This window comes from Nocardioides ultimimeridianus (assembly GCF_054777895.1).
In genome coordinates this window covers 21,841-34,615 of the sequence record NZ_BAAHAB010000026.1, presented here as the reverse complement: position 1 = coordinate 34,615, position 12,775 = coordinate 21,841, and the positions used below count along the sequence as shown (strand labels likewise).

The 12,775-nt window shown below is 72.7% G+C and carries 13 protein-coding genes; 3 read left to right on the top strand and 10 right to left on the bottom strand.

Features of this window, described 5'->3' with window-relative positions; all coding sequences use genetic code 11:
* Positions 1 to 80 precede the first annotated feature (80 nt).
* The 8 genes from crcB to zwf form a co-directional block, all read right to left on the bottom strand.
* Positions 81 to 434 carry a fluoride efflux transporter CrcB gene (gene crcB / locus ACYU8V_RS21805; RefSeq protein ID WP_460850341.1) on the bottom strand — a complete coding sequence of 118 codons (354 nt, stop codon included), beginning with the start codon at positions 432 to 434 and terminating at the stop codon, positions 81 to 83.
* Complete coding sequence (locus ACYU8V_RS21800; protein ID WP_460850340.1) at positions 431 to 913, bottom strand: fluoride efflux transporter FluC; 483 nt, start codon at positions 911 to 913, stop codon at positions 431 to 433. The genes crcB and ACYU8V_RS21800 overlap by 4 nt, the downstream gene beginning before the upstream one ends.
* Positions 914 to 941: 28 nt before the next feature.
* Positions 942 to 1,880: an ATP-binding protein gene (locus ACYU8V_RS21795; RefSeq protein ID WP_460850339.1), complete on the bottom strand. Its 939-nt coding sequence runs from the start codon at positions 1,878 to 1,880 to the stop codon at positions 942 to 944.
* 154 nt (positions 1,881 to 2,034) lie between these two features.
* Positions 2,035 to 3,042, bottom strand: coding sequence for a type I glyceraldehyde-3-phosphate dehydrogenase (gap, locus tag ACYU8V_RS21790; protein ID WP_460850338.1), 1,008 nt, complete (start codon positions 3,040 to 3,042; stop codon positions 2,035 to 2,037).
* Positions 3,039 to 3,800, bottom strand: coding sequence for a polyphosphate--glucose phosphotransferase (ppgK, locus tag ACYU8V_RS21785; RefSeq protein WP_460850337.1), 762 nt, complete (start codon positions 3,798 to 3,800; stop codon positions 3,039 to 3,041). Before ppgK ends, gap begins: the two co-directional genes overlap by 4 nt.
* On the bottom strand, positions 3,797 to 4,453 hold the full coding sequence (gene eda, locus ACYU8V_RS21780; protein WP_460850336.1) for a bifunctional 4-hydroxy-2-oxoglutarate aldolase/2-dehydro-3-deoxy-phosphogluconate aldolase: 657 nt from the start codon (positions 4,451 to 4,453) through the stop codon (positions 3,797 to 3,799). Before eda ends, ppgK begins: the two co-directional genes overlap by 4 nt.
* Positions 4,440 to 6,338: a phosphogluconate dehydratase gene (gene edd, locus ACYU8V_RS21775; protein WP_460850335.1), complete on the bottom strand. Its 1,899-nt coding sequence runs from the start codon at positions 6,336 to 6,338 to the stop codon at positions 4,440 to 4,442. The genes eda and edd overlap by 14 nt, the downstream gene beginning before the upstream one ends.
* Positions 6,338 to 7,816, bottom strand: coding sequence for a glucose-6-phosphate dehydrogenase (gene zwf, locus ACYU8V_RS21770; RefSeq protein WP_460850334.1), 1,479 nt, complete (start codon positions 7,814 to 7,816; stop codon positions 6,338 to 6,340). The genes edd and zwf overlap by 1 nt, the downstream gene beginning before the upstream one ends.
* 89 nt (positions 7,817 to 7,905) lie before the next feature.
* Between zwf and ACYU8V_RS21765 the strand changes: the two genes are divergently transcribed.
* Together ACYU8V_RS21765 and ACYU8V_RS21760 are read left to right on the top strand one after the other, a co-directional pair.
* The gene (locus ACYU8V_RS21765; RefSeq protein ID WP_460850333.1) at positions 7,906 to 9,099 is read left to right on the top strand and encodes an ROK family protein; all 1,194 of its coding nucleotides are present in this window, start codon (positions 7,906 to 7,908) and stop codon (positions 9,097 to 9,099) included.
* A 64-nt stretch (positions 9,100 to 9,163) separates the two neighbouring features.
* Positions 9,164 to 10,654: an NAD(P)/FAD-dependent oxidoreductase gene (locus ACYU8V_RS21760; RefSeq protein WP_460850332.1), complete on the top strand. Its 1,491-nt coding sequence runs from the start codon at positions 9,164 to 9,166 to the stop codon at positions 10,652 to 10,654.
* A 10-nt stretch (positions 10,655 to 10,664) separates the two neighbouring features.
* Here the strand turns inward: ACYU8V_RS21760 and ACYU8V_RS21755 are convergent, their stop codons facing one another.
* A complete protein-coding gene (locus tag ACYU8V_RS21755) occupies positions 10,665 to 11,318 on the bottom strand; it encodes a PaaI family thioesterase (protein ID WP_460850331.1) in 654 nt (217 codons plus the stop codon).
* Between the two features lie 9 nt (positions 11,319 to 11,327).
* On the bottom strand, positions 11,328 to 12,209 hold the full coding sequence (locus ACYU8V_RS21750) for a hypothetical protein (protein WP_460850330.1): 882 nt from the start codon (positions 12,207 to 12,209) through the stop codon (positions 11,328 to 11,330).
* 116 nt (positions 12,210 to 12,325) lie between these two features.
* Here ACYU8V_RS21750 and ACYU8V_RS21745 point away from each other — a divergent pair, with 116 nt between their 5' ends.
* Entirely contained in the window at positions 12,326 to 12,766 is a 441-nt protein-coding gene (locus ACYU8V_RS21745) for a Fur family transcriptional regulator (RefSeq protein ID WP_460850329.1), read from the top strand.
* The last annotated feature ends 9 nt before the right edge of the window (positions 12,767 to 12,775 follow it).

Here is a 12,775-nt window from a genome sequence, read left to right as displayed (position 1 = left end):
GATTCGTGAACGCTCCACGCATCGCCGGTGTGGGTCGGCACGGGTGGGCGAGTCTGGGTCGGGCGTGCCGCGCCCGCGCCTCAGAGCGAGCCGACCCACCAGCCGAGGCTGACGGCGGCGAGGCCGACTAGCAGCGAGACGACGACGTACGTCGCCGCCACCTGGGGCTTGCGCTCCTCGAGCAGCCGGACGGTCTCGAAGCCGAAGGTGGAGTACGTCGTCAGTGCACCGCAGAAGCCGGTGCCGACCAGCGTGGCCACCCATGCCGACGGGGCGGCGCCGCCGACGACGCCGAGAACGAACGAGCCGGCGATGTTGACCGCGAGCGTGCCCCACGGCAGCGGCGCCCGGTTGCGCGACTGGATCATGACGTCGGTCAGGTAGCGGGCGGGGGCCCCGACCGCGCCGCCGAGGAGCACCAGGAGGACGGTCATCGGTCGAGCACCTCGCGGGTGCCGGTCAGGCCCGCCCACACTCCTGCCAGGCAGCACACCAGCGTCGCGGCGACGTACAGCAGGGCGAGTGCGGGGCGGCCGTCGGCGAGCAGCCGGTGGGTGTCCAGCTGGGAGGTCGAGAAGGTCGTGAAGCCGCCGAGGATGCCGACGCCGAGGAACGGGCGCAGGTAGCGGGTCGTCGCCCAGCGGTCGACCATGAGCGCCATCAGCACCCCGATCAGCGCGCAGCCGAGCACGTTGGTCAGGAACGTCGCCCAGGAGAAGCCGCTGGTCGGCAGCAGCTGCGCCATGCCCCAGCGGGCCAGGCTGCCGAGCGCGCCGCCGGCGGCGATGACGGGCAGCAGGTCGGCGTCCCGGCGTACCAGCGTGAGCGGGTGAGGGATCAGCGGTGCGGTCGGCTCCGGGTCGATCGGGAGCTGGTGGATCTCGCTGCGGATCCGGTCACGGTCGTGAGCCATCGCCGCGATCCTACGCGGGAGGGGACCGTCAGCCGCGCCACGGCACCGGCGGGGCGCCGGTGGCCTGGCGGCGGAACTCGCCCAGGAACCAGATCTGGAACGAGCGCTGCTCGGGCGTGCGGGGTGCCGTGAGCAGCCGCGACGCCCGGCTGAAGTCGTCGGAGGCGTCCAGCAGGTCGATCAGCCCGCCGATCTCGCGCGCCGTCGCCGGCGGCATCCGCAGCCGCAGGTCGATCGTGGTGCGCCCCTCGCCGGCGGCGATGTCGACCTGCTCGCGGCCCATGTTCGCGCGCAGCGGCACCTCGAGGGAGTCGAAGTGGTCGGTGAGGACCTTGGCCAGCGGGTACTCGTCGTCGTGGGCCAGGGCCAGCAGCCGGATCTCGCGCTTGAGGTCGCGGTAGTGGCGCTGGAAGCGCCCCCACGCGTCCACGGGTACGCCGATCACCTGGACCGCGATGTGCCCGACCCGGGTGTGGTCCTCCACCACGGGGGCCGCGGTGTAGGTCAGCTGCAGCTCGGCACCGTCGTCGTCGCTGAACTCGGCCGCCGGCTCGAACCAGACCGCCTTGCCGTCCTCCTCCATGTGGGCACCCCAGGCGACCGAGCAGCGGGCCACGATGTCGAGCCCGCGGCCCACCGTCGTGATGGCCGCGAACTGCTCGTCGTCGAGGATGTCGAGGTCGAGGGAGTCGATGTCGAAGCCGCCGGCCGGGCTCTGCCGCTGCGGCGGGATGGTCGAGGCGTCGTGGACCTCGAAGCGCGGGTGGTCGGGGGTGCCGCTCAGCTTGAGCTGGAACGGCTCCTTGCCGTGCAGCACGGCGTTCGTGACCAGCTCCGAGACAGCCAGCTCGGCGCACTCCGCGAGCTCCGGATGACCGATCTCGTGGCAGGTGCGAACCACCCACCGGCGCGCGTCCTGGGCGCTCCGCGGGCCCGGCTCGAGGTCGAGTCCCTGCCGTTCAGGCAATGTGGTGGAACCTCACTGCTGCTCAGCCCGAGTCGTTCATTGTTCTCGGCGATCTGTTGCTGACTGTCTGCGTTCGAAGAACGCCTTACCCGAGGTAATCGGCAGTCAAACCGCTTTGGTTGAACGATTAAGTGAGAAGGAGGTTCCGCCCCGGTCAGCCGGCGGCCGCGACGTACCGCACGAGGTCGGCGAGGCGGTTGGAGTAGCCCCACTCGTTGTCGTACCAGCCGACGACCTTGACCTGGTCGCCGACGACCTTGGTCAGCGGCGCGTCGAAGATGCACGACGCGGGGTCGGTGACGATGTCGGAGGACACGATCGGGGCGGTCGAGTACCGCAGGTAGCCGGCCATCGAGGACTCCGCGGCGGCCCGCACGATCTCGTTGACCTCCTCCACGCTGGTCTCGCGGGAGGCCTGGAAGGTCAGGTCGGTGAGCGAGCCGGTCGGGGTGGGCACCCGGACGGCGTACCCGTCCAGCTTGCCCTTGAGCTCGGGCAGGACGATGCCGATCGCCTTCGCGGCGCCGGTCGAGGTCGGGACCAGGTTCAGCGCGGCGGCGCGGGCGCGGCGCAGGTCCTTGTGGATGTTGTCCTGCAGGTTCTGGTCCGCGGTGTAGGCGTGCACGGTCGTCATCAGGCCACGCTCGATGCCGAGCCCGTCGTTGAGCGCCTTCGCCATCGGGGCCAGGCAGTTGGTGGTGCACGAGGCGTTGGAGATGACGGTGTGGCGGGCGGCGTCGTACGACGTGTGGTTGACGCCCATGACGACCGTGACGTCCTCGTTCGTGGCCGGTGCGGAGATGATCACCTTCTTCGCGCCGCCCCCGTCGACGTGGGCCCGGGCGCGGACGCCGTCGGTGAAGAACCCGGTGGACTCGATGACCACGTCCACGCCCAGGTCGCCCCACTTCAGGGCGTGCGGGTCGCGCTCGGCGAAGGCCACGACCTCCTGGTCGCCGACGAGCATCGCGTCCTCGGTGGCCCGGACCGGCACGTCGAGGCGGCCCAGGACTGAGTCGTACTGCAGCAGGTGGGCGAGGACCGCGTTGTCGGTGAGGTCGTTGACCGCGACGATCTCGATGTCTGCTCCGGAGGCCCGGACGGCGCGGAAGAAGTTGCGGCCGATGCGGCCGAAGCCGTTGATGCCGACGCGAACGGTCATGGGGTCACTCCTGAGGGGTGGGTGGTGAGGGTGGTGACGGCATGGGCGGCGCCGACGAGTCCGGCGCTCTTGCCGTGGGTGGCCAGGCGCAGCGGGGTGCGCGCCCGAAGATGGGGGAACCAGTGCTCCGGCGTGCTCGCGACGCCGCCGCCGACGACGATCAGGTCGGGCCAGAGCAGGGCCTCGAGGTGCTGCAGGTAGCGGGAGACCACACCCGTCCACGCGTCCCAGTCGCAGCCGCCGCGCTCCAGGGCGCGCCCGCTGCCGATCAGCTCGGCCTCGACGCCGTCGAGCTCGAGGTGGCCGAGCTCGGCGTTCGGGACCAGCCGGCCGTCGTGCAGCAGCGCCGAGCCGATGCCGGTGCCGATCGTCACGACGACGACCAGGCCGCGGTGGTCGCGGGCACTGCCGAAGGAGGCCTCGGCCAGGCCGGCGGCATCCGCGTCGTTGAGGTACGCCGTCGGCACTCCGAGCGCGTCGTCGAGCAGCGCGGGGAGCGACGTACCGATCCAGGAGTCGTGGATGTTGGCGGCTGTCCGGACGACGCCGTGCTGCACGACCGCGGGTACGGCGACCCCGACCGGGGTCGGCTCGAACCGGGCGACCAGCCCGGTGATCGCGTCGCGCACGGCAGCGGGCGTGGCCGGGCTGGGGGTGTCGACCCGGAGCCGCTCGGACAGCAGCTCGCCGCTGGCGCAGTCGACCAGCGCGGCCTTGATCCCCGTCGCGCCGAAGTCGACGCCGATCGCGTGTGTCATCGCAGCGCAGCCGCCTCGGCGGCGAGCTTGCTGACCCGCTCCCAGTCACCCGTCGCGAGGGCATCGGCGGGCGTGATCCAGCTGCCGCCGACACAGCCCACGTTCGCCAGCGCGAGGTACGCCGGTGCGGAGGCGGGCGTGATGCCGCCGGTGGGGCAGAAGCGCGCCTGCGGCAGCGGCCCCCCGACCGCCTTCAGGTACGCCGCTCCGCCGGAGGCCTCCGCCGGGAAGAACTTCATCTCGGTGACACCGGTCTCCAACACCGCGAGCACCTCGGAGATGGTGGACGTGCCGGCGAGGAACGGCAGGCCGGTGTCGGCCATCGCGCCGAGCAGCGCGGGCGTGGCGCCGGGGGAGACCAGGAAGCGCGCGCCGGCCGCAGCGGCGGCGGCCGCCTGCGCCGGGGTCGTGACGGTGCCGGCGCCGAGCAGGATCTCGGGGACCTCGGCCGCGATGGCACGCATCGCGTCCAGGGCCACCGGGGTGCGCAGGGTCAGTTCGATGGCGGGCAGGCCGCCGGCGACCAGCGCGCGGGCCAGCGGCACCGCGGTGGTGAGGTCGTCGATGACGACGACCGGCATGACCGGGACCGCGTCGAGGACGGAGGGGGCGGGCACCGGCACCGGGCGGGCGACGTACTCAGGCGGGAACAACGAGGTCCTCCTCGGTCTGGTGCTGGAGTGCCGCGAACGCGCGGCCGAACATGCTGGCTCCCTCGTCGGCGGGGCCGACGGCGGCGCGGAACGCCCCGAAGAGCTCGCGCCCGGTGCCGACCCACTCGTGGTCCAGCTGAGGTCGACCACTGGGGGAGCGGGTCGAGAAGCCGTCGGCCTCGACGGCGAGCACGCCGCTGTAGGCGTCGACCGTGATCACGTCGCCGTCCCGGACCCGGCTCAGCGGTCCTCCCGCCGCGGCCTCGGGCGTCACGTGGATCGCGGCCGGGACCTTGCCGGAGGCGCCGGACATCCGGCCGTCGGTGACGATCGCGACCCGGTGCCCGCGGTCCTGGAGCACCCCGAGCGCGGGCGTGAGCTTGTGCAGCTCGGGCATGCCGTTGGCGGCCGGTCCCTGGTAGCGCACGACGGCGACCAGGTCGCGGCCATCGAGCTCGCCGCGGTCGAAGGCGGAGAGGAAGTCGGCCTGGTCGTCGAAGACCACGGCGGGCGCGCGGACCACGCGGTGCTGCGGGGCGACGGCCGAGGTCTTGATGACGGCCGTGCCGAGGTCGCCGGTGAGGACCTTGAGGCCGCCGTCGTTGTCGAACGGGTCGGTCGCCGGGCGCAGCACGTCGAGGTCGAGGCTGCGGTGGGTGCCCTCGCGCCACACGACCGTGCCGTAGCCGACGTCGGCCAGCACCGGCTCGCGGGTGTAGCGCGACAGACCGCGGCCCGCGATGGTCAGGACGTCGTCGTGCAGCAGGCCCGCCTCGAGCAGGGTGCGGATCAGGAAGCCGATCCCGCCGGCGGCGTGGAAGTGGTTCACGTCGGCCGAGCCGTTGGGGTAGATCCGCGCCAGCAGCGGTACGACGGCGGACAGCTCCGAGAGGTCCTGCCAGGTCAGCTGGATGCCGGCTGCGCGCGCGATCGCGACCAGGTGCATCGTGTGGTTGGTCGATCCGCCGCTCGCCAGCAGCGCGACGCAGGCGTTGACGATGGCCTTCTCGTCGACGACCTCGCCGATCGCGATCGGGTCGCCCTGGGTGATCTCGACCGCGCGGGCGGCGGCGGTGCGGGTCAGGGCCTCGCGCAGCGTGGTCTCGGGGTTGACGAAGGACGCGCCCGGCAGGTGCAGGCCGAGCACCTCCATCAGCAGCTGGTTGGAGTTGGCGGTGCCGTAGAAGGTGCACGTCCCGCGCGAGTGGTACGACGCCGCCTCGGCCTCGAGCAGCTCCTCGCGGCCGATCCGGCCCTCGGCGTACAGCTGGCGGATCCGGGCCTTCTCCTTGTTGGGCAGGCCCGACGCCATCGGGCCGGCGGGCACGAAGACGGTGGGCAGGTGCCCGAAGGACAGCGCGCCGATCAGCAGGCCGGGCACGATCTTGTCGCAGACGCCGAGCATCAGCGCGCCGTCGAACATGTCGTGGGAGAGCGCGATCGCGGCCGACATCGCGATGACGTCGCGGCTGTAGAGGGACAGCTCCATGCCGGCGCGGCCCTGGGTGATGCCATCGCACATGGCCGGCACGCCGCCGGCGACCTGCGCGAGACCGCCGGCGCGGACGACCGCCTGCTTGAGCACCGGCGGGTAGGACTCGAAGGGCTGGTGCGCCGACAGCATGTCGTTGTAGCTGGTGACGATGCCGAGGTTCGGCTTGCGGTTGGCGCGCAGGTCGCGCTTCTCGGCGGGGGCGGAGGCCGCGAAGCCGTGGGCCAGGTTCGCGCAGCCGAGCCGGCCGCGGGCCGGCCCGGTCTCGGCGGCCGCCCGGATCCGCTTCAGGTACGCCGAGCGGGTGCCCTCGCTGCGGGCGACGATCCGGTCGGTGACGGCTGCGAGGACCGGGTGCGGCGGGGCGGCGATCGGGGTGGTGAGGATGTCCATCAGTGGGGCTCCTGCCAGTTGCGGCCGTCGCGCTCGAGCAGCGCGGCGGCCTCGATGGGGCCGTGGGATCCGGCCGGGTAGGTCGCGGGGCGCTGGTCGTTCTCCGACCAGCGCTGCAGCACGGGCTCGACCCACTGCCACGCGGCCTCGACCTCGTCGCGGCGCATGAACAGGGTCGGGATGCCGCGGATGACGTCCATGAGCAGCCGCTCGTACGGCTCGGGGCAGCGCTCCTGGAAGGTCGTGGCGTAGCTGAGGTCCAGCGACACCGGGCGCAGCCGGATGCCGCCGGGGCCGGGCACCTTGGCGGTCAGGTGGATCCGCATGCCCTCGTCGGGCTGGACGTTGATGGTGAGCCGGTTCGGCGCGCCCGCGGCCGGGCTGTCGGGGAACATCGCGTGCGGCGGCTCCTTGAACACCACGTCGATGGTCGAGTGCCGCGAGGCCAGCCGCTTGCCGGTGCGGAGGTAGAACGGCACCCCGGCCCAGCGCCAGTTCTGCACCTCGGCCCGCAGCGCCACGAAGGTCTCGGTGTCGCTGGGCCGGCCGAGGTCGCTCTCGTACGACGACGCGGGCCGGCCGCTGACGGCTCCGGCGGCGTACTGACCCCGCACGGTGAACCGGTCCACGTCCTCGGCGGTCATCGGCTTGAGCGCCTGCAGCACCTTGAGCTTCTCGTCGCGCACCGAGTCCGGGGCGATGTAGGTCGGCGGCTCCATGGCCACCAGGCAGAGCAGCTGCAGCAGGTGGTTCTGGACCATGTCGCGCAGCGCGCCGGAGTGGTCGTAGTAGTCGGCGCGGCCCTCGACGCCGAGGGTCTCGGAGGCGGTGATCTGCACGTGGTCGACCCAGCGCGAGGTCCACAGCGGCTCGAGGAAGGTGTTGGCGAAGCGCGTGACGAGGAGGTTCTGCACGCTCTCCTTGCCGAGGTAGTGATCGATCCGGTAGATCTGCCGCTCCTCGAAGACCCGGCCGACGGCGTCGTTGATGCGGCGCGACGAGGCGAGGTCGGTGCCGATGGGCTTCTCGACCACCACGCGGCAGTGCTCGGTCACCAGGCCGAGCTCGTCGAGCCGCTGGCAGATCGGGTCGATGACCTGCGGTGCGACGGCGAGGTAGTAGACGCGCACGGCCTCGGGGTCCTCGCGGCGCTTGAGCATCCCGGCCAGCAGGTGCCAGTCGTCGGGCTCGGCGGCGTCGAGGGTGAGGTGGTGGACGCGGGCGAGCAGGCGCTCCAGGGCCGCCGCGTCGCCGCCCGGGACGTGCTCGGTGAGCGCGCCGCGGATCAGCTCGCGGTAGCCGTCGTCGTCGATGGGGCTGCGCGAGACGCCGATCAGCCGGGTGTCGCCGGGCAGCTGGCCCTCGATCTCGCGGTGGTAGAGGCCGGGGAACAGCTTCCGCAGTGCCAGGTCGCCCGTGCCGCCGACGACGACGAAGTCGCAGGACGGCAGGAGCACGTCGGATGTGGTCTCGGACACGTGAAAACCGTAGGGCACAAGTGTGCTCTCTGAAAACCCCTCTTAGGTTTTTTTGTGAACATAAGGGCCGCTGCTCTATCTTCCTCCGTATGGAGGAGGTGGCGGCACCGCGCGAGACGGCGACGGCCGGCGACCTTCTCGAGCTGGTACGCCGCGGCCGCGCGACCACCCGCGCCGACCTGCGCCGCGTCACGGGCATGTCCCGCACCGCACTGGTCAGCCGCCTGGGCCAGCTCACCGACGCGGGCCTGCTCGCGCCCGGCGCCGAGCTCGCCTCCACCGGCGGCCGCCCGCCCGGCAGCCTGGTCTTCAACGCCTCCGCCGGCGTGGTGCTCGCCGCGGCCATCGGCCGCTCGCGCTCCCAGGTCGGCGTCTTCGACCTCGCCGGCACCGAGCTCGGGTCGTCCTCGGTCGACCACGAGATCGGGGCCGGCCCCGACGTGGTCATGCCGATCGTGGCGACCCAGCTGCGCGGGCTGCTGCGCGGCAAGCCGCCCGTCCTCGGCGTCGGCGTCAGCCTCCCCGGCACCGTCGACCCGGTGCACGGGCTGAGCGTCGACACCGCGGTGATGTCCGGCTGGGACGGGGTCGCGCTGGCGCCGTACCTCTCCTCGGTGGCGGCCGGGCCCCTGCTGCTCGCCAACGACGCCGACACCCTCGCCCGCTCCGAGCTCCTCGGTCACGCGGCGACGTACGACGACCTGCTGGTGGTCAAGGCCTCGACCGGCCTGGGGCTCGGCATCCTCGCCGGCGGGCGGATGGTCACCGGGTCGCGCGGCGGCGCCGGGGAGATCGGGCACACCAAGGTCGATGCCGCGGCCGGGCGCCCCTGCCGCTGCGGGGACTCCGGCTGCCTGGAGACCATCGCCGGTGGCTGGGCACTTGTCGGCGCCCTCGGTGCCGAGCGCGACGACGTGCACCACGTGCGCGAGCTGGTCGCGCTCGCCAACCGCGGCGACGCCGAGGCGCGGCAGCTGCTGCGCGAGAGCGGCCGCCAGCTCGGCGAGGTGCTCGCCGTCGCGGTGAACCTGCTCAACCCGCAGGCCGTCGTGATCGGCGGCGACATGGCCGCGGCCTTCGACGTGTACGCCGCCGGGGTGCGCGAGACGCTCTACGCCCGCGCCACGGCGCTGGCCACGCGCGAGCTGCAGGTGCTGCCGTCGACCTTCGGCGACCGCGCCGGCCTGGTCGGCTGTGCTGCGATGGCCCTGGACCGGGTACTGAGTCCGGCGGCCGTCGACGCGAGGCTGGCCGCCGGTGTGCGTCGCGCCACCGGCGCCTGAGAGAATCTGAACGCGGCACAACGACGTCCGACACCCCCTGACGGACGCTTGGAGGAGACACCAGATGGCACTGCCCGACGCACCGGCGACGGACCGTGAGATGACCCCCCGATCGAAGCGGCACCAGGTCGTCGTGATCGGCTCCGGCTTCGGCGGACTCTTCGGCACCAAGGCGCTCTCGCGCGCCGACGTGGACGTCACGATGATCGCCAAGACCACCCACCACCTGTTCCAGCCGCTGCTGTACCAGGTGGCGACCGGCATCCTGTCCGAGGGCGAGATCGCGCCGCCGACGCGCGAGGTGCTCGCGCACCAGGACAACGCCCAGGTGCTGCTCGGCGAGGTCACGGCCATCGACCTGGAGCGCCGGCAGGTCACCTCGCAGGTGCTCGGCCGCGAGCTGGTCACGTCGTACGACTCGCTGATCGTGGCCGCCGGGGCGGGCCAGTCCTACTTCGGCAACGACCAGTTCGCCGAGTTCGCCCCCGGCATGAAGACCGTCGACGACGCCCTCGAGCTGCGCGGACGGATCTTCGGCGCCTTCGAGATGGCCGAGCTGGGCGCCGCCCGCGGTGAGAACGTCGACCACCTGCTGACCTTCGTGGTCGTCGGTGCCGGCCCGACCGGCGTGGAGATGGCCGGCCAGATCGCCGAGCTCGCCCACCGCACCCTGACCCGCGACTTCCGCGCGATCAGCACCCACCAGGCGCGGGTGATCCTGGTCGACGCGGCGCCGCAGGTGCTGCCGCCGTTCGGTGCCAAGCTCGGCGCCTGGACCAAGGAGAAGCTGGAGAAGCTCGGCGTCGAGGTCATGCTCGGCGCGATGGTCACCGACGTCGACGAGCGTGGCCTGGTGCTCAAGCACAAGGACGGCACCGAGCAGCGGATCAACTCGGTCACCAAGGTGTGGGCCGCCGGCGTGCAGGCCAGCTCGCTGTCGCGCACGCTCGCCGAGCAGACCGGTGCCCCGCTGGACCGCGCGGGCCGGATCGGCGTCAACCCCGACCTCACCCTGCCCGGCCACCCGGAGGTGTTCGTGGTCGGCGACATGATCTCGCTGGACCACCTCCCCGGAGTCGCGCAGGTCGCGATCCAGGGCGCCAAGTACGCCGCCAAGGAGATCGACGGCCGGCTCAAGGGCAAGCCCGCCCAGGCGCCGTTCAAGTACTTCGACAAGGGCTCGATGGCGATCGTCAGCCGCTTCCGCGCGGTCGCGATGGTCGGCAAGCTGCGCCTGACCGGCGTCACCGCCTGGCTGATGTGGCTGGTGGTCCACCTCTTCTACATCACCGGCTTCAAGAACCGCGTCACCGCCGTGATGGCGTGGTTCGTGGCCTTCCTGGGCCGCGGGCGCTCCGAGCGCACGACCACGCTGCAGCAGATCTTCGCCCGGGTCGCCCTGCAGCGGCTCGAGCGCGGCGCCACCGACCTGGTCTCCGAGCCGGGGGAGTACGACGCCGAGGCGGCCGAGCGCCTGCGCCGCGCCGAGCTCGAGGCGCAGGCGGCTGAGGAGGTCCACCTCACCGACGACAACCTGCGAGGTGTGAAGGCCTGACGCTGCGGCGTCACTCGAAGTAGTCGGGGCGATCCGAGGCGAGCAGCTCGCGCGCCCACTTCGGCAGGATGAAGACGCCCTCGGCCTCGGCGGTGACGCCGTCGGGGCCGATGATCCTGCCCTTGGCCCAGGTCTTGATGCCCTCGGTGCGGTCGATCCAGGCCTCGGCCCGCAGGTCCCCCAGCGGCGTGCCCTGCCGGTAGACGATGGTCAGGGTGCCGGTCATCCCGGGCCGGCCGCCGGCACCGGCCGCCTGGCCCAGGAGCTGGTCGAGCAGCAGCGCGACGACGCCGCCGTGGACCAGCCCCGGCGGTCCCTCGTACGACGCGCCCAGGTGGAAGTCCGCGGACGTCAGGCCGTCCTCGGTGGTGATCGTGAGCGGCGGCGCGATCGCGTTGCGCAGCCCGATCACGGCGTTGCCCCACGCGCGCCCCTTGCCGTCGGGGCCGTAGCGCACCCCGAAGGCGCCGTCGATCTGGTCCTTGCGCAGCCGTGCGGTGATCGCCTCGATCTCGTCGCGGGCCGCCTCGATCTCCGCCGCGTCGACCTGGGTGCGCAGCGAGGCGTCGACGAGGTCGCGCACCGCCGCGGTGAGCGGGCCGTAGAGGGCCGCCTGACGCTCGATCTCCTCGGGGGACGCGTCCTCGGCCAGGAACCTGCTCATGCGTCGAGACTAGAACACGTTCTCATCTGTGTCAGGAGTCTGCTCGGCCCCGGGCCGCAGGTCGGGCCGGATCCGCAGCAGCACCCGCATGAACGGCTCCGGATCGACGTCGCTCGCGGTCAGGGTCAGCACCGGCGCCTCGAGCTGCTCGATCAGCACCTGCCAGCCGCGGCGGCCGGGGGTGCCCAGGATCGCTACCGGCGTGAACGGGCTGGCCAGGTCGATCGTCGTACGGCGCCCGCTGCGGACCACCTCGAGCTGGTTGCGCCGGATCGTCAGCCTGGCCGGGATGGTGCTGGCGCGCACCGCCCACACCACGAGCATGAGCACGCCGAGGCTGGCGGCCACGGCGTACAGGCCGGTGGTGTGCTCGCGCAGGGCGAGGACGGCCGCCGCGATCGTGCCGAGCGTGGCTGCCAGCAGGACGAGGCTCAGCGCGCGGCGTACCCGCGTGCGCGGCTTGAACTCGATCACCGCTGGCGGGAGGTCCTCCTCCGCCGGTCCGGTCGTGTACGTCGGCTGCGGCGCGACCGGGACCGGGGCCGGTGCGGGGCGGGTCGGGGTGGAGGGCGGCCAGGAGAGCCGGGGGTCCTCACGCGCCGGCTCGACCTCGGGCTCCGGCTCGGCCTCCGCCTCCGGTTCAGGAGCGGGCTCGGTGGAGATCGGCCCGAGCATGTCGAGGACCGACCGGCCCACCTCGCGGGTGTCCGGCATCCGAGGTGCCGGTGGCGCCGGAGGCTCGGCCTCGTCGACAACGGGGCTCGCGGCGGCGGGGGAGGGCAGGTTGATGGGCGGCAGCGGGACCTCGCGGTCGGCGGCGTACGTCGCCCGCTTGTCCAGCCACGCGCGGATCGTCAGCGTGTCCGGACCGAACTCGTCATCGCTCCCCACGGCGAGCTCCCCCTTCTTCTGGCGGCCGAGTCTAGGCGGTCGCCGAGCACCACCGATGTCCTAGGCTAGAACGGTCCACTGGAACGGTGGGGGCAACGGTGGGACGAGGAGGTGCCGTGGTGGAGACCGCCGAGCAGGGCGCGGGCCTGCGGGTCACGCGGCAGCGTCGCGCCATCGCGGAGGCGCTCGAGCGCGCCGACGACTTCCACAGCGCCCAGGACATCCACGACCTGCTGCGCCACGCCGGCGACAAGGTCGGTCTCGCGACCGTCTACCGGACGCTCCAGTCGATGGCCGACGCCGGCGAGGTCGACGTCCTGCACGGTGCGGCCGGGGAGACGACGTACCGGCGCTGCAGCCCCGACCACCACCACCACCTGGTGTGCAGGGTGTGCGGGCGGACCGTGGAGATCGTGGCGCCGACGGTGGAGGCCTGGGCGCGCGCCGTCGCCGCCGAGCACGACTTCGCCGAGGTCAGCCACACCGTCGAGCTGCTCGGCGTCTGCTCCTCCTGCCGCGCCTCGATGGCCTCGGGAGCCTCGACCGGCGCGCGCTGAGCGCGCCAT